16 protein-coding genes are annotated in these 17,204 nt (G+C 60.8%); 6 read left to right on the top strand and 10 right to left on the bottom strand.

The features are described from left to right. From HX846_RS22585 to HX846_RS22570, 4 genes are all read right to left on the bottom strand, one after another. On the bottom strand, positions 1–631 hold a 631-nt coding region (locus tag HX846_RS22585; RefSeq protein WP_178966120.1), incomplete at its 3' end, for an amidohydrolase. A gap of 37 nt (positions 632–668) precedes the next feature. After that, positions 669–1,946 (bottom strand): L-fuconate dehydratase, encoded by a 1,278-nt coding sequence (locus HX846_RS22580; protein ID WP_008432761.1) that lies wholly within the window; start codon positions 1,944–1,946, stop codon positions 669–671. Between the two features lie 20 nt (positions 1,947–1,966). Beyond that, on the bottom strand, positions 1,967–2,812 hold the full coding sequence (locus HX846_RS22575) for an ureidoglycolate lyase (protein ID WP_177080919.1): 846 nt from the start codon (positions 2,810–2,812) through the stop codon (positions 1,967–1,969). A gap of 28 nt (positions 2,813–2,840) precedes the next feature. Next, positions 2,841–3,581 (bottom strand): SDR family oxidoreductase, encoded by a 741-nt coding sequence (locus tag HX846_RS22570; RefSeq protein ID WP_102369451.1) that lies wholly within the window; start codon positions 3,579–3,581, stop codon positions 2,841–2,843. A 234-nt stretch (positions 3,582–3,815) separates the two neighbouring features. Between HX846_RS22570 and HX846_RS22565 the strand changes: the two genes are divergently transcribed. From HX846_RS22565 to HX846_RS22540, 6 genes are all read left to right on the top strand, one after another. Continuing rightward, positions 3,816–4,577, top strand: coding sequence for a FadR/GntR family transcriptional regulator (locus HX846_RS22565; protein ID WP_102369450.1), 762 nt, complete (start codon positions 3,816–3,818; stop codon positions 4,575–4,577). Next, positions 4,574–5,563, top strand: a complete 990-nt coding sequence (locus tag HX846_RS22560; RefSeq protein ID WP_102369449.1) for a diaminopimelate epimerase — start codon at positions 4,574–4,576, stop codon at positions 5,561–5,563. The genes HX846_RS22565 and HX846_RS22560 overlap by 4 nt, the downstream gene beginning before the upstream one ends. Before the next feature lie 311 nt (positions 5,564–5,874). Further along, a complete protein-coding gene (locus tag HX846_RS22555) occupies positions 5,875–7,917 on the top strand; it encodes a type VI secretion system tip protein VgrG (protein ID WP_102369448.1) in 2,043 nt (680 codons plus the stop codon). Next, on the top strand, positions 7,917–8,759 hold the full coding sequence (locus HX846_RS22550) for a DUF4123 domain-containing protein (RefSeq protein WP_102369447.1): 843 nt from the start codon (positions 7,917–7,919) through the stop codon (positions 8,757–8,759). Before HX846_RS22555 ends, HX846_RS22550 begins: the two co-directional genes overlap by 1 nt. A gap of 7 nt (positions 8,760–8,766) precedes the next feature. Beyond that, positions 8,767–9,369, top strand: coding sequence for a hypothetical protein (locus HX846_RS22545; RefSeq protein WP_218645465.1), 603 nt, complete (start codon positions 8,767–8,769; stop codon positions 9,367–9,369). Between the two features lie 48 nt (positions 9,370–9,417). Beyond that, positions 9,418–11,568: a lipase family protein gene (locus HX846_RS22540; RefSeq protein ID WP_102369445.1), complete on the top strand. Its 2,151-nt coding sequence runs from the start codon at positions 9,418–9,420 to the stop codon at positions 11,566–11,568. Positions 11,569–11,570: 2 nt separating this feature from the next. Here the strand turns inward: HX846_RS22540 and codA are convergent, their stop codons facing one another. The 6 genes from codA to queD all read right to left on the bottom strand — a co-directional run bounded on the left by codA (position 11,571) and on the right by queD (position 17,050). After that, a complete protein-coding gene (gene codA, locus HX846_RS22535; protein ID WP_178966119.1) occupies positions 11,571–12,806 on the bottom strand; it encodes a cytosine deaminase in 1,236 nt (411 codons plus the stop codon). Positions 12,807–12,833: 27 nt separating this feature from the next. Continuing rightward, positions 12,834–14,051: a PucR family transcriptional regulator ligand-binding domain-containing protein gene (locus HX846_RS22530; protein WP_178966118.1), complete on the bottom strand. Its 1,218-nt coding sequence runs from the start codon at positions 14,049–14,051 to the stop codon at positions 12,834–12,836. Then, on the bottom strand, positions 14,048–15,316 hold the full coding sequence (gene codB / locus HX846_RS22525; protein WP_003219542.1) for a cytosine permease: 1,269 nt from the start codon (positions 15,314–15,316) through the stop codon (positions 14,048–14,050). Before codB ends, HX846_RS22530 begins: the two co-directional genes overlap by 4 nt. A 201-nt stretch (positions 15,317–15,517) precedes the next feature. Beyond that, entirely contained in the window at positions 15,518–16,141 is a 624-nt protein-coding gene (locus HX846_RS22520; protein ID WP_008432778.1) for an NUDIX hydrolase, read from the bottom strand. 10 nt (positions 16,142–16,151) lie between these two features. Then, positions 16,152–16,604, bottom strand: a complete 453-nt coding sequence (locus HX846_RS22515; RefSeq protein ID WP_177029076.1) for a GNAT family N-acetyltransferase — start codon at positions 16,602–16,604, stop codon at positions 16,152–16,154. 89 nt (positions 16,605–16,693) lie between these two features. Next, entirely contained in the window at positions 16,694–17,050 is a 357-nt protein-coding gene (gene queD / locus HX846_RS22510) for a 6-carboxytetrahydropterin synthase QueD (protein ID WP_003190259.1), read from the bottom strand. Positions 17,051–17,204: the final 154 nt, after the last annotated feature.

Genomic DNA, 17,204 nt, shown 5'->3' with positions numbered 1-17,204 from the left:
GCTCGGGCCCGGCTTCGGTGAGCAGGCCCGACAGCTTGCAACTGACGTGGGGCAGGGCGGCCAGTGGCGCCAGGTGTTCGGCCCAACCGACGGGGCCGTTGGCGATGTCCGGCTTGCCCAGGTGATCCAGCACCAGATGATGCCGGTCGTGGCGCTGGCACAGGGCTGTCGCGGCGTCGAGGTCGGCGCAGCGGATCAGCACCTCGTAGACGTAGCCTTGTTGCTGCAGGTGCTGCAGGCCACGGGAGAACCTGGCGTCGGCCATAAAGCTGGCAGGCGTAGGCTCATCCTGAATCTGATGCCGAAAGCCCTTGAGTCCCGGTGCGTCGCGCCACTGTTCCAGGTGCTGTTCCAGGCGTGGGTCGCACAGGTCGACCCAGCCGACGACGCCGAGTATCCATGGGTGCTGCCGCGCCATTTCCAGCAGCGCGTCGGTTTCCTGCTCACCGGCGCGGGCTTGCACGGCAATGCAGCCATCCAGGTCGGCAGCGTCGAGCAACGGCCGCAAGTCCTGTGGGAGAAAGTCCCGCCGCAGGTCAGCCTCAGCCGTACCGATCCACGGATAATCAGCGGCCCGGTAGCGCCAGAAATGCTGGTGCGCATCGAGCCTCAAAGGTGATGGGGACGACATTGTTATTGTGCTCCGTCCATTCAAATTGCGGTTCAGCTCACGGCCGGTGGCGGTATTGCTCCCGGGACGCGGCTTTCATCTGGATCGAAAAGCCCGGCGCCTTCGGCGGCAGATAGGCCGCACCGCGCACCACGCAAGGTTCCTCGAAATGCTCGTGCAAATGGTCGACATACTCGATCACCCGGCCTTCGTGGGTGCCGGCAATGCACAGGTAGTCGATCATCGACAGGTGCTGCACGTACTCGCAAAGCCCGACACCGCCGGCATGCGGGCACACGGGCAGGCCATATTTGGCCGCCATCAGCATCACCGCCAGCACCTCGTTGACCCCGCCCAGGCGGCAGGCGTCAATCTGCACCACGTCGATGGCTTCGCGCATGATCAATTGCTTGAAGATGATCCGGTTCTGGCACATCTCGCCGGTGGCGACCTTGACCGGCGCCACGCCCAGGCGAATCTTGCGATGGCCTTCGATATCGTCGGGGCTGGTGGGTTCCTCGATGAACCACGGCTTGGCAAACGCCAATTCGCGCACCCAATCGATGGCGGTGTCGACTTCCCACACCTGGTTGGCGTCAATCATCAATTGGCGGTCCGGGCCCAATACTTCGCGGGCGATGCGTACGCGCCGCAGGTCATCCTGCAAGTCGTGGCCGACCTTGAGCTTGACGTGGTTGAAGCCGGCATCCACCGCTTCCTGGCACAGCCTGCGCAGCTTTTCGTCGCCGTAACCGAGCCAGCCGGCGGAGGTGGTGTAGCAGGGGTAGCCATTGGCTTGCAGGTCGGCCAGGCGTTCAGCCTTGCCTTCGGCGCGTTGGCGCAGCAAGGCCAGGGCTTCGCTGGAGGTGATGCAGTCGGTGATGTAGCGGAAATCGATGCAGCGCACCAGCTGTTCCGGGCTCATGTCGGCGACCAGGCGCCACAGGGGTTTGCCTTCGGCCTTGGCCCACAAGTCCCACGCGGCATTGACGATCGCGCCGGTGGCCAGGTGGATTGCGCCCTTGTCCGGGCCGATCCAGCGCAACTGGCTGTCACTGGTGACATGCCGCCAGAAGCGGCCCATGTCTTCGGCGATCCATTCCAGGGTCAAGCCCACCAGCAGCGGCTGCATGGCCTGGATCGCCGCGCAGCAAATCTCGTTGCCACGGCCGATGGTGAAGGTCAGGCCATGGCCTTCAAGGGCCGGGTTGTCGGTCTGCAAAATCACATAGGCGGCCGAGTAGTCCGGGTCCGGGTTCATGGCGTCGGAACCGTCCAGGGACTGGGACGTAGGAAAGCGGATATCTTCGACGCGAATCGCGGTAATGGTAGTCATGAACGGCTCCTAGTCTCTTGTCAGGCGTCGACCGTGGTCTGGTTCTGTTCGCCGAGGCCTTCGATACCCAGGCGGATTTTTTGCCCGGGTTTGAGGTAGACCGGCGTGGGCTTGATCCCCAGGCCGACACCGGGCGGGGTGCCGGTGGAAATCACATCCCCCGGTTGCAGGCTCATGAACTGGCTGAGGTAGCTGATCAGTTTGGGGATTTGGAAAATCATCGTGCGGGTGTTGCCGTTCTGGTAGCGGTGGCCGTCGACTTCCAGCCAGATCGACAGTTGGTGCGGGTCGGCGATCTCATCGCGGCTGACCAGCCAGGGGCCGAGCGGGCCGAAGGTGTCGCAGCCCTTGCCCTTGTCCCAGGTGCCGCCGCGTTCCAGCTGGAACTCGCGCTCGGAGACATCGTTGATCACGCAGTAGCCGGCCACGTGCTGCATGGCCTGGCTTTCCTCGATGTAGCGGCCACCCTGGCCGATCACCACGCCCAACTCCACTTCCCAGTCGGTCTTGGTGGAGTGGCGGGGGATTTCGATGGTGTCGTTGGGGCCGACGATGGCGCTGGTCCACTTGTTGAAGATGATCGGTTCGTCAGGGATGGGGGCGCCGGTTTCGGCAGCGTGATCGGCGTAGTTCAGGCCGATGCAGATGAATTTTCCTACCTGGCCGACACAGGCGCCCAAACGCGGATTTCCCGGTACCAGGGGCAGGCTCGCGGGGTCGAGTTCTTGCAGGCGAGCGAGGTTTTGCGGGAGCAGGGCGTCACCGGCGATATCACTGATGTGGGCGGACAGGTCACGCAGACGTCCATCAGCGTCAAGCAGGGCCGGGCGTTCCTGACCTTTTTCACCATAGCGCAGCAATTTCATGAGCAATCCTCTTATTGGAAGTGGGCGGTCAGTTGCTCCAGCCGCCGTCAATGATCTGGGTGGTGCCGGTGGTAAACGCGCTGGCATCGGAGCCAAGGTACAGCGCCAGCTGGGCAATTTCCTGGGGCGTGCCCAGGCGTCCCATCGGCTGGCGCGCGGTGAAGGCGGCGTACACCTCGTCCTGTTGACGGCCTTCATGGCGGGCTTGTTCGACGATGCGTTGCTGCAGCGAAGGCGACTCCACGGTGCCCGGGCAGATAGCGTTGCAGCGGATGCGCTGGGTGACAAAGTCGGCCGCGACGGATTTGGTCAGGCCGATGACGGCCGCCTTGCTGGCGCAATAGGCAAAGCGGTTGGGCACGCCCTTGAGGCTGGAGGCCACCGACGACATGTTGATGATCGAGCCGCCGCCCGCCGCCAGCATCCCCGGCAGAAACGCGCGGATCATGCGGTACATGGCGGTGACGTTCAGGTCCAGGGCAAACGTCCAGTCGCTTTCCGGGCATTCGAGGATATTGCCGGCATGCACCACGCCTGCGCAGTTGAACAGCACGTCCAGAGGGCCGATCTCGGCGGCAAGGCGTTGGATGGCGCTGGCGTCGGTGACATCCAGCACCACCGTTTGCGCACCCGGCAAGCCGGCGAGCGCCTGTTGATTGATGTCGGCTGCAATCACTTCGGCCCCTGCCGTCAGATAGGCTTCGACGCTGGCGCGGCCAATGCCCTGGGCGGCGGCGGTGATCAGCACGCGTTTACCGGTGAGGTCCATGACAGACTCCCTTGATTATTGTTATTGGCTCAATGGTCAGGCCATTGAGGGCGTGAAACACCTGCATCTGCGGCATAGCGAACCCTGGTGGGTTTGCTATGATCAGCACACTGGAAACGATCCAATGGTCAGGCCATTGATCCAATTTTTAGCATGGGTCATCCCGGTCAACAAGCGGCTTTTTTGCGGGTTGATCGCTTTGACCGTGCTGTGCATGAATCGAGCTGAGCCTAGATGCCATTTCAAGTAATTGATAACCAACGTCTTTATCGACAGATTGCCGACCAGTTGCGAGCGTTGATCGACAGCGGAGAATTTCCGCCGGGCAGTCGACTTCCCGCTGAGCGTGAACTCGCCAAACTGTTGGGCGTGAGTCGCGCTTCCGTGCGTGAGGCGATGATTGCCCTGGAGGTGATCGGCCTGGTAGATGTGCGGGTGGGCAACGGCGTGCTGGTGTGTGAACCCGTGCAACCGACAGTCAGCCAGGAACCGGTGATGGCCCAGGCCACCCGGGATCAATGGAAAGAGTTCGATCCGGAACTCAACCTGCACGTCGACTTCAATGCCGAGATTCCACCGTTTTCCCTGCTCCAGGCCCGTCGCCTGATTGAGCCGGAAGCCGCCGCCCTGGCCGCCAAACATGCCACCGACGAAGAGCTGGCGGGGATCCGCGAGGCCTTCGAGCGTAATGTGCAGGACAACCGCGACGGCTCCCATACCCATCCGGGCGATCGCCTGTTTCACATTCGCATCGCCCAGGCCTCGGGCAATCCGGCGTATGCGTTGATGATTGCGCACTTGCTGGGGCATCGTTACGGCAGCATGTTCCAGCGGTTGCAGGCGCATTACACCTCGGACGACATGCCCCATCGCTCGGAAGACGAGCACCGCAAGATCCTCGATGCACTGGAACAGCGAGACGTGGAGGGTGCGCGACAGGCGATGCGCAAGCACCTGGAAGAGGTGGTACGGATTTTCATGCGGGCAGCGCAATGAGCGTTTTCTATGACGCCCGCGGCAATATCTACGGCGTAGTGAGCCCGGAGCATTTACGCAGCAAGGGTATCGACGTGCCGGACCGTGCCGACTTGGCCGCTGGCACCCGAGGTGTTTGGGCATTGGCGGCGATTGCCGCCGAGTGCGGTTGGGATGAGTTGCCGCGCCCGGCAGAGGCCAAGGCGCATCGCTGTGACGGCTTGTTGGTGGGGCCGTTCCAGGCCGCGCCGCCTTTTGACCTGTTGATCGTCAACACCGACGGTTCCCTGGCCGAACGCAGTGGCAATGGCCTGACGATCTTCGCCCAGTCGTTGACCGACCAGGGATTGATGGCGCAAGGCTGTGAGTTGCGGGTGCATCACGACAAGACAGACGCACTGTCGCCGGTGGTTACGCGGGTTGAGCCGGCGGAGTACGAACAGGTGCAAGGCTTTTGGCTGGCGCTGGGGCGTCCCGAGTTCGGGCCTTTGGCGGTAGGGGCTGTTGGTGTGGGCGCGGTCTCGCTTGAGGGAACTGAGGTGAGCCATGTTTCGCCACTGGCTGCGCTCAACCCCGAGTGGAATCACAGCCAGTTTGTGCGTGTGGGCAACCCGCATTGTGTGACGCTGGTACAGGACGCGTCAGCGTTGCCGGACAACGCCCAGCTGCATCGATCAGCCTGGTTCGATCCGCTGAGGGCGATTGCTTTCGCACCACCTGCCGGGGCCGGCCAACCTTGTATTTCCGGGGTCAACCTGCAATGGGTCGCCCGGGATTCAGGCAATCGCGTGATCGCGCGAGTGTTTGAGCGTGGTGAGGGGCCCACGGCGTCCTCCGGGACCAGCGCCAGTGCGGTGGCATGCGCCGCCTGGTCTGTAGGATGGGTGACGGCGGGTCAGGTGGCGGTGGTGATGCCGGGCGGTACCGCACCCGTACGGTTGCAAGCAGAGCCGGGTGAGTTGCTGAGCGTTAGCCTGTTCGGGACTGCGCGGCTGCAGGAAGTTTGAAAAAGGCAGTGGCGGGCTTAATCATCTTTGTCAGCTGTTTCTCTATAAATAAGCAGCTCTGGTGAATGGTGGTGTAAGAGTATTCCCGTTAGTCAGTACTGGCTGTTTAACTGCATTTCTGTATTTATAAAAGACCCTTCCAATATCGGTGTGCGAATCTTCTTTTTTATTTTGAAGCGGCCGAATTTCGCCTGAAATCGCTAGTATTCCTGGGGTTCAGGCACTTTTTATCGGCTTCGAATTGAGTGGCTTTATCTGCGTTTTACGGGAGAAGTTATTTCAGCTCGACAATGAATGGCGGGTAACAACGGATGTTCAATACGCTTGTTTCGTCACGTTTCAAACTGGTCGTTGCAGGAATGAACCAGGCATTTCAGGTGCTGGCTTTTAAAGGCAGCGAAACGATTGACCAGCCTTTTTTTATTGAAGTGCAGTGGGTCAGTGAAAACCCCAGCCTGGATCTGGAGAAGTTACTTCACCAACCGGCCTATCTGGATTTTGGCGAGCCCGGTGAAGGCCTGCACGGGCAAATCTACAGCATTGGCCGGGAAGGCCCGGGGCAGCGGCTGACCCGCTACCACCTCACCCTTGCGCCGCGCGTGGCGTACCTGGCCCATCGTTGCGACCAGCGGATTTTCCAGCAGCGCAGCGTGCCGCAAATTATCGCGGCAGTGCTTGAGCAGCACGGCATCCTTGCTGATGCCTATACCTTCGAACTGGGGCCGGTGGTTTACCCACCGCGTACGTTCTGTGTGCAATACGCGGAAACCGACCTGCACTTTATCCAGCGGCTGTGCGAGGAAGAGGGCATTCACTACCACTTTCGCCACAGTGCAGACGCCCATGTACTGGTGTTGGGTGATGACCAGACGGTGTTTCGTCGTTTGCCGGCGCAACGCTACTGCCCGGCCGGAGGCCCGGCTGCCGAAACGCTGGTGATCCAGCGTTTCGATGTGCGCCTGGCCACGCGCAGTGCTCAGGTTGTTCGGCGTGACTACGACTTCGAACATCCGTCGCTGCGCTTGCAGGAGCAGGCCGGATCTTTCCCGGCACTTGAAGACTATCAATACCCTGCGGGATTCACGGGGCATCTGCGAGGTTCGCAGTTGGCCCGGCGTGGCCTGGAACGTCATCAACGCGACCGTCATCGGGCCCTGGGCCGCAGTGACCAGCCGGCTTTGCGCAGCGGGCATTTCCTGGAACTGCGCGGCCATCCGGACCGCACCTGTAATGACTTGTGGCTGATCACCGGCGTGCGTCACGAAGGCTATCAACCGCAGGTGCTGGAGGAGGCGGTGGTGGATGTCGAGGCATTCCACGGCTATCGCAATCGATTTACCGCAACGCCCTGGCGCGCCGCTTACCGCCCGCCGCTCAAGCACGTCAAACCGCGTATCAGCGGCAGCCAGACCGCAACCGTCACCGGGCCCGAGGGTGAAGACGTGCATTGCGACGCTCACGGCCGGGTGAAAATTCGCTTTCATTGGGACCGCCTGGACCAGCACGACGACAAGAGCAGCTGCTGGGTGCGTGTGGCGTCCGGATGGGCGGGTGACAGCTATGGCGCGGTGATGATCCCGCGTGTGGGCATGGAGGTACTGGTGACGTTCCTGGAAGGTGATCCAGACCGGCCAGTGATCAATGGTTGCCTGCCCAATACCTTGCAGCCTGTTGCCTATCCGTTGCCCCAACACAAGACCCGCAGTGTGCTACGCAGCCGCAGTTCGCCGGGCGGGACGGGGGCCAACGAGCTGCACCTCGAGGACCGCAGCGGCCAGGAACTCATCTACCTGCGCGCCCAACGCGATCTGGAGCAGCAGGTCGGCCACGACAGTCGGCTGGAGGTGGTGGGCGAACGTCGGGAAACCATCCACGGCTTGAGTGCCACCACCCTGGAAGACGAGGAACACCGCAGCATCGCCGGCGACCGCAAGGTTCGGCTTGGGGCTGATGATCACTTGCACGTGCAGGGCAACAGCCAGACCCTTGTCGGCCAGACCCTGGTGATCGAAGCGGGGCAACAGGTCCATCTGAAGGCGGGGGCCAACCTGGTTATCGATGCCGGTGCGCAGTTGAGCTTCAAGGCCGGTGGTGAGCATTTGCTGATTCAGGCTGGCGGGATTTTCAGCAGTCGGCCGATCACGTTGGGCGGTGCGCCTGCCGTGATTCGCACAGCCAACCCAGTTGGACCGGGTGACGTGGCTGCTTCGTCCGCATTTGCAGCGGATGGGCCGAAGGTTTCGGTTATCCAAGGCGTAGTCATGGAGCTGGCCAGAAGACTGGATGCGGACTTCTGTCCAGTGTGCGAGCGCTGCCGTGAAGGCCTGTGCGAATCCACGGGGAGGGCGGCTTGATGGAGATCGCGCCTGGCCAGTGGATGGCTGAACAGCAGCAGGCAGGGCGCCGGCTGTGCCTGGTTCTACAGGGTGAAAGCGATGCGCGTGGGGTACTGCTGGCGACACGCACGGTCGCTGAGTATCGCTGCCTCTATGGTGAAACCGTCGCATCGGAAATGGCAGCGGATGGGCCGATGCTCCTGTTGCTCGACCATGTCAGCGAGCCCGCATTGGTGGGTTTGCTGCAAAACCCCCAGCGTAATTGGGGCTGGTTGGGCAGCCTGGCTGGTGATGATTTATCGGGTGTTACCCGGCACTGGCGCGACAGGTTGGTGGTGGGAACGGCGGGCAGTCAGGCGCTGTACCGCTTCCACGATAACCGCACCTTGGCGCGGGCCTTGGTTCACCTGCCTGCTCGGGACTGGCCTGTTTTTCTCGGGCCGCTGATCGGCGTGTGTTACTGGCAGGGTGAGCGTTGGAGTTGTGTCGATAACCCGGCTCCGGGGGCGTATCCGGTACCCGATCCTGCGCCGTGGCTGGAGGTGCCGAATCCCCAGGCGGGAGTGATTCTGCAAGCCAATATCCTGCGTTACCTGCTGGCCGAGTACAGCGAGGCGTTGAGCGCACTGGTTGAGTTTCAAGACCCGAGAGTCTGGTTGGCGCAGGTGCTGGAGCAAGCGCGGGCCTGGCAATGGGACAGGCCGGAACAGCTGGAGTTTTTGGTGGTGCGGCGGTTGTTGGAAGCCACTGGGGACGTGCTTATTCGATGGCAGCCGATGCGTGGGGAAGTGGCGGAGGATCATTTTCAGCGGGTGGTTGGGGAGTGGCGTCGGGTGGAGCGGGAGCAGCAGGATGCGTAGGGGATTTATGTCGGGCGTGTGGCGAGGGGTATTCGTTTGCAGTGTGCTGGGTGTTTCCGGTTGTGTGATGAAGCCTGCTGATAGTTTCACTTTGGAGGTCGATTTGCCGGCGAATTACAGACTCAGAGGCGATGCAACTTACGTCCCCGGAACAGGTGAGACTTGCACTTTACGATGGCGTCCAGGTGATCTGCCAGAGATCAAGATATTCGACGCTCTTGAGAAGTCGGTGGCGAATCGGGCGAGCTTCGAGTTGCCTCTGACGGAGACGGTGAACGGGTGTCCGTTAGTGCTGCGTTACATGACGTTTGATGTCTATGCGAAGTCGGCTGAGCACTTGTCGGACAGTGGGGGGGATTTTGCGTTTATCGGTGTGCATGATTGGGTTGAACCCCATATGTCTCGAATGCCGGGGGAAGGTACCTTGGAGGTGCCGGGGGCCTGTCAGTGGTTACTCAGGCCGGCAGGGCCAACGCAGGCGACTGATAACGTATTTCAATGCAACCTGGTGGATGCAAGAGGACTGCCGCCAACGACAGCAACGGGTGGTCGTGTGCAGCGTGATGAGTTGAACGGCAAAACAGTGAGGCTCGTGTTTGGGGAAATCTGATGGGGAGCGTACTTATCTTTAACTTTTACTGAATAAGGATATTCAGCGATGGCGCTTACAGAATGGAAACAACCCTTTTTCAGCGGGAAAATGCCGGCTTGTGCAGTGCGTGGATGTTGGCTGAGTTTTTGTCTTGTGGACGAATCAGGTGACGGAAACGCTTATGGGGGTCTTGCGTACAAGGTTTTTGACAGCACAGGTCAACAATATGCAGGTCGTTTGGATGGAAACGGTTTCGCAAAGTTGGACAACCCATATCGAGGGCCTGTGGTTCTGATCTTCGATGCGCCATATGAAATGAGCGGGGATTACTACGCAACGTTGCAAACGCGTGGTTGTTATCCACTGCCTATCACCGAGCTTCAGGTACGAGCCGAACAGACGCGGTTTTCACGTGTAGACGGGGAGCGCGTCGAGCGAAACCCGGCAGGGCGGGAAACAGGCAAATTCTATCAAGTCGAGGTCAGTGACTTGGTCTTGCACACTGCTCATTTGCCTCCCTTGGCGCCCAGAACCCATCGACCACCGCGGCATGCGCTCCGCATGCTGGCTGAACTTGGGTTTGGCCCCCCTCAGCCCAAGCTGACAGGGCTGGTTTTATTTCCTGACCTGCACACTGTGCTGGAGGTAAGGCCGCTGCGTGCGTTACGCCCGTTGTTGTCGATTGAAGACCAGTTCTGTGCCTTGAACCTTTATCAGTTGGCGCTTATGGCTACCTTGAGTTATTGCGATTTTGGGCAGGAACCGTCGACTCCGCCGATGGACCAGGTCAGCTTTCCCATAGAGCCCAGTGTGGGCAATTTTTTTTCCGAACAACTGTCGGGCTATCAGGAGGCTTGGAAGTTCGATTCCGACCAGGTGGAACACTTTTATCCCGTGTATGAAGACGTGCCGTACTCGCAACGATTCGAGGTGTTGCCTTTTGATCCTGAGTTGTATGAGCAAAATCGATCGGAGCAAGGAGAGTCCCCGGCCCACCCAGCGAAGCTGCATTTTTTTGATGACGAGGAGAATGGCACTGATACTCAGGCGTTTATCAGCCATCACGACCATGTGATCCTGATCGCAGTGCGGGGCACTGCAAGCCGTTCCGATGGGCTGAGGGATGCCAATGCTCACCAGGTCGCTTTTGTCGAGGGTGTTGGTAAGGTTCATGAGGGCTTTTATGGCGCGTATCGGGCGATGCGTGATTTTGCGCTGCATTACCTCGACCGGTTCTACATAGGCCAGCGCATCATAATTTGTGGCCATAGTCTCGGCGGCGCCATAGCACTGCTGCTGGCAGAGTCTCTTAGGCGAATTCCAGGTTACGACCGCAACATCCTTCTTTACACCTATGGCGCTCCCCGCGTTGCCGACTCTGAGTTCACTGACGGTGCTTCATCTTTGGTGCATCACCGCATCGTCAATCATAACGACCCGGTACCCAGCGTCCCGGCACCCTGGATGAACACAACTGCCAAACTCTGGATTCCCGGGCTTGTTACCCTGTTCAGCAATCCTGCACCTGCTGGCCTGCTGTTCGCACTTGGGTTGGTGCGGGTGGGCGGGAACGCCTATCAGCATCACGGCTCCCAGCAGCATTTCATGCCGATTGCCTTGCCCGACGGCACACAGTCTTCAATATTGTGGAACCCCGGGTGTGAGTCGATCGAAGAAGCTGCATGCAATCGCGCGATTCAACTCAGCGGTGATATGCCGGACCGGGCCAACCTGATCAAGCAGCTAGTCCAATACAAGCAGCACTTTATGACCGCAAGCTACATCCCGGCAGCCTGGGCGACGTTACGCCGCTGGCAGCAAACCGTGGACGCCGACGGAACACTGGTGACTGCGAGTGAATTTGAGCTGATCGAAAAAGCGCTGATCAGCATGCGGCAACAACTGCGGGAGAAAAAACGAGAACTGGACCGCTATCGACCGACCAATCAGCGTGGTTATGAAGATATCCAGGCCTTGAGCATCGAAGCTGATCGTCTGCAAAGTAGTCGCGACCGCCTGGCAACCCTCCGCTGGCGCCGCCTCCAGGCCCGCGACGTCTACGGCAGCCACGCTTCATCCCCAACCCTGCAATCCAGCCTGAAACGCTGGTTCGCTCACCCGCAAAATCGCGTACTCACCCAAGTGGCGAGCATCCCGCCACAATCGGATGATGGCTGGGGAAAGCCACAAACCCTCGATATAGATTCAATCGTATGAGCCTACAAAAACTCCACCTGCGCCGGCTGGCGTTTCATCAACACTTTGCCCGCGCGAATCGAATACAACGGCAAGCCCTGGCTGCGAATCACTTCATAGTCGCTGTCTGCAGACAGGATCAACAGGTTCGCCGGGCGTCCCGGTTCCAGGCCATAACGATCCCCCAGAGCCATCGCCCGGGCGCTGTTGTCGGTGACCAGGTCGAGGGCACTTTGCAGGTTGCGGTAGCCAAGCATGTGGCAGATATGCAACCCGGCTTCCAGCACCCGCAAAATGTTGCCGTTACCCAAGGGATACCAAGGGTCGACGATGGAGTCCTGGCCGAAGCAGACGTTCATGCCAGCCTCCAGCAGTTCGTTGACCCGGGTCACGCCGCGGCGTTTGGGGAAAGTGTCGAAGCGGCCCTGCAAGTGGATGCTTTCGGTAGGGCAGGAGACAAAGCTGATGCCCGAATACCCCAGCAGGCGGAAGAGTTTGGCGCAGTAAGCATTGTCGTAGGAGCCCATGGCCGTGGTGTGGCTGGCGGTCACGCGGGCGCCCATGTCGCGGCTGCGGGCCTCTTCGGCCAGCACTTCAAGAAAGCGCGAGTGTGGGTCGTCGGTTTCGTCGCAATGCACATCGACCAGGCAACCGGTGCGTTCGGCCAGGTCCATCAGGAACTTCACCGAACTCACCCCTTGGTCACGGGTGTATTCAAAGTGCGGGATGCCGCCGATCACGTCGGCGCCCAGGCGAATGGCCTCTTCCATCAGCTCGCGGCCATTGCGGTAGGACTCGATGCCTTCCTGGGGGAACGCGACGATTTGCAGGTCGATCAGGTGGCCGCTTTCCTCGCGTACTTCAAGCATGGCCTTGAGCGCGGTGAGGTCCGGGTCGGTGACGTCGACATGGGTGCGCACATGCTGGATGCCATGGGCGGCCAGGGTCTGGATGGTTTTTTTGGAGCGGGTCTTGGTGTCTTCCAGGGTGATGGTGGCCTTGCGCTCGCCCCAGCACTCGATGCCTTCAAACAGGGTGCCGCTCATGTTCCAGCGCGGCTCGCCGGCGGTCAGGGTGGCATCGAGGTGAATGTGCGGCTCGACGAAAGGCGGGACCACCAGGTTGCCGGCGGCGTCCAGGTCGTCGGGGCCTGCCAGGGGGGCAGCGCCTTGTTGGGTGATGCTGGCGATCCGGCCGTGTTCCAGGTGCAGATCATGCAGGCCTTCACGGTTGCGCAGGCGGGCGTTGATGATGTGCATGGGCAAGTTCCTCTTGGCAAAAAACAGTCAGGCAGACAGCCGCCAGATCATCAGCGCGATGCCGATGTCCAGGCGGTCATAAGCATTGTCCAGCGTCAGCCCGCACAGGGCTTCGATACGCTGGACGCGATGCGTCAGGGTGTTGCGGTGAACCGCCAGCCGTTGGGCTGCGGCCACAAGGTTACCATTCTCGTGGAACCAGGCCTCCAGGGTCGGCATCAGGCTTGGGCCATGGTGCAGGTCGTGGCGCAGCAGCGGCCCCAGGCGTTCGTTGAGGAACTGATCGAGCAGGGCGCGATCACGTACGCCACTGAGCAGCTTGAGCACGCCCAACTCATCGTAGACACACAGCCCGGCGCGTTCACTGAACCGTCGCGCAGCGGCCAATGCCTGGCGCGCCTCATCCAGGGCCTGGGCCAGGCGCGCGGGTGGGTGCGCGGCAGCACTCAGGCCGATAAACAGTTTCAACGGTGCCAGGCGCAGATTCAGTGCCTTCAACCAACCCGCCAACAACTGACGGTTGGCCAATGCCGCACCCGCGTCTATCGCAGGCAGCAGCAACGTCCATTGTCCGGCACGCCCCAGCACGGGCGGGCGCGACGGATGCTGCGCAGAAAACTGGCGCAGACGGCGGGTAATCGCATCGTGTTGTCGGGCAAGCTGCGCCTCGACCACTGGCGCCTCACCTTGGGCAAACAGCGCGTCGCTGCCGTCCAGTTGCAACTGGACGAGTTGCCAATGGCCGGCCAGCGGCATGTCCAACTGCGCAGCGCGGTGCAGCAGCAAATCCAGGGATTGATAATCACCGGCCAGCAGGCGCTCCAGCACATCGTGTCGCGAGCGCCCCAACTGCTGCGACTGGATCAACGCCGAACCGATGGCCTGGGTCACCAGTACCATCTTCAACGAGTAAGGCTGTTCGATCAGCGGCATGCCCGCCGCTTGCGCCGCTTCCAGCAAACGCTGGGGAATCGCCTGGATATAGTCCGGCCCCGTGAGGATCACCAGGCCGGCGACCTGGCGCTGACAGGCTTCGTCCAGCAGCACCAACAGATTGGCCTCGTCCCGTGGGTGATTGATGCCGGTGACGAACACCAGTTCGCCCCCCAGCACCCATTCGGCGATCCCGCTGTTTTCTGCGACATAGGGCCAGCGCACCGTGTTCTCCAGGCCGGCTTCCCCGGCCCGCAGGCACATCGATTCAAGGCCGGGCAAGGCCAACACGTCGGCGATTGTCAGGCTCATGCCTGGACGTCAGCCAAAGGTGCCCGCACCCGCAATACGCTGGTCAGCACGATGTAGGTCAGGGACGCCGCCACGATCCCCACCAATGGCGCCACCCAGGGTGAATGAAAGGCCAGCACCGTACCCACGGCATAGGCGATCAGCCCTGGCCAGTTGAAGGCCGGCAGGCGTGTATCGGCCAGGCGCGGATAGTGGCCGCGGTAGCGATAGAAGAAATCCGCCATGATCACCCCGCCAATCGGTGGGATCACCGTGCCCAGCAGGATCAGGTAGGGCACCAGCATGTCGTACATGCCCAGCAACGCCAGCAGGGTGCCGATCACCGCACCGGCCAGGGTCACCGTTTTGCGGCGCTTGGTGCGCAGCAGGTTGCAGCCGGCGACGGCGAAGTTGTAGATGGTGTTGTCCTGGGTGCTCCAGATATTCAGCAACAGCATCGCCATGGCCGCCATGGCGAAGCCTTGTAGCAGCAACACTTCGACCACGTCGGGCTGCTGGTAGACGATGGCGCCATAGGCACCGATCAACACCATCAAGCCGTTGCCGATAAAGAAGCCGATCAGGCTGGCCAGCACCGCGACCCTGGCCGAGCGTGAGAACCGCGTCCAGTTGGTAGCCTGGGTCGCGCCGCTGACAAAGGTGCCGAACACCAGCGTGATAGCCGTGGACATGTCCAGCTCACCGGTCGGCACCACTGCCAGCAGTCCATCGAGCCCGCCGACCTTGACGGTGGCGACCCACATCGACAGAAACAACAAAATACCCATGGCCGGCACGGCGATGTAGGACAGAATCTCCAACCCGCGATAGCCCACGTAGGCCGTCGCGCAGAACACCATGCCAAACAGCACCATCAGCCCGAGTACGCTGCCCTGGCTCAACTCGAAATACTTGCCCAGTACTACGGCTGCGGTGGCGGTGCCCCAGGCGTACCAGCCGATCTGGGTAAAACCGAGAATCAAGTCGCTCAGCTTGCTGCCCACTTCACCGAAGCAGAAACGCCCCATCAATACTGAATTCAAACCGCTCTTGAACGCGATGTAACCCAGGCCTGCGGCGTAGATACCCAACAGCAGGTTACCCAGGGCCACGACGCCGAGCATCTGGGTAAAGCTGAAGGCCACCCCCAGCTTGCCGCCGGCGAACATGGTCGCGGTAAAAAAGGTAAAGCCCAGCAGCACCATGGCGGTGGAGGCCAGGCCTTTGCGGGCATGCATGGGCACCTCGCTGAGAGGGTAGTCATTGCCCGGTTCGTTCTGCGTCATGTGCCGTTCTCCCTGAATGAGTGACGCAGGCCTATTGCACCCGTCGTGCCAAGTGCCAGGCAGTGACGGGCGCACGGTCAGGACTGTGCAGGTTGCACAGTATTTATAGCCAAACAGGGGAAACACGCAGGCGGGATTGGTCTTTCTGCCCACTCAGGCGCGAAAGCGGTGCAGGGTGATACAAATTGGATCACCCGTGATTCAATCGAACAGGGTGTGAGTGGTCTGCCCGCGATGAAAGGCAAAAGCGGCCTCAAGGTCGCTTTCAATGGTGCGGCCACGGGACAGCGGCGGCAGATCGTCCAGGCTGAAGAAGCCAACTTCGGTGGTTTCGAAACCGGCCGCCGGCGCCAGTTGATCAACCCGTTCGCACAGAAAGTAGAGTTTGTAGAAGTCCCGGATATCCGGCCGGTACAAGCCTTTGGCCTTGTGGGTGACGCTGTACAGCGCCTTGGCCGTGACCGTCAGCCCGGCCTCTTCGCGAATTTCCTTGACGATGTTTTCAGCCGCCGACAAACCAATATCCGCATAACCGCCGGGCAATGCCCAGCAGCCATCCGTGAGCTCGCGGACCAACAGGATCCGGTCACCGTCAATCACTGCGCCCCGCACATCAATCATGGGCGTCGAATAACGTTTGGCAAAATCCGGCACCAGCCCGGTGATGCGCTCCAGCGGTACTTCGCCCAATTGCGCCAGCATGCTGTGGGCAATCTGGGCGATTTCCTCAAGGCGCTCGCGCTCGAAGTCATCGGTGCAGAAGTGCAGCCCCGTGGAGGCCAATGCTTGCAGGCGCTTGGCCTGGGCCAGCCAGGTGTTTTCCATGGGAGCTCCTTCAGTGCGAGGCGGTGAGGTCTTTTTGCATGTAGACCCGACGCAAGCCGTTTTCCTCGGCCCGGTGGGTTTCCACATAGCCTTTGCGGGTGTACAGCGCGATATTTTCGGTCATCGCTTCATTGGTGTAGAGACGGATGGAGCCATGCCTGGCCTGGCCTTCCGCGAAGCCCAGCAACAGGCGCCCGTAACCCAAGCCCTGGGCACCGGGGTCGACGGCCAGGTTATCCAGCAGCAGGTACTCATCGTGATGAATCAGTACGACAAAGCCGCAGACCTGGCCCACACTCTCCAGCACATGCACCCGTTCGGCAGCGACCTGCTGGCGATAGTCATCCAGCATCGGCCCTGGCTTGCGCCCGATTCGCTGGATGTAAGGGGAGTAGGCGGCGTGGACGATCGCTTCAATTGCGGCGATATCGTCGACGGTAGCGGGGCGGATATGGGTTGGCATCGCAGCGCTTCCTGTACAAGAGGCCACGACTGTAAGGGAGTCTCCGGCATAAAAAAACCACCGCAAGGGTGGTTTTTTACATCGCCGGCTTATTCGCCGCGATAGATGCAGCCGCTGGTGCAGGTCTCATGGATGCGAATCGCGCTGAGTTCCGGCAACAGCGGTTTCAGTTCATTCCAGATCCACTTGGCCAGCACTTCGCTGGTCGGGTTTTCGAGGCCCGGGATGTCGTTGAGGTAGTTGTGGTCGAGGCGTTCGTAGAGCGGCTTGAAAATCGCCTTGATCTCCGAGAAGTCACGGATCCAGCCGGTGTGCGGGTCGAGGTCGCCGCTGAGGTGGATCGCCACCTTGAACGAATGGCCATGCAGGCGCCCGCATTTGTGGCCTTCCGGAACATGGGGCAGGCGGTGGGCGGACTCGAAGGTAAACTCTTTGAAGATTTCCACAGGGTTTTTCAGCTCGGTGAGGTGTCTGGCAGGCGGCGAGTTTAACAGTTTGTCGCGGCCGCGCGCATACCGCGTAGCAGCTGTCGAGCCATGGCGAGGCTGCGTTTGCGATTTGTCTGGCAAACCGAGGTGCTGCCGACGCAGCCTCGCTTGG

It is taken from the genome of Pseudomonas sp. K5002 (assembly GCF_013386655.1).
Classification (GTDB): domain Bacteria; phylum Pseudomonadota; class Gammaproteobacteria; order Pseudomonadales; family Pseudomonadaceae; genus Aquipseudomonas.
The sequence above is the reverse complement of the archived record's forward strand: the minus strand, read 5'-3'. Positions and strand labels throughout refer to the sequence as shown.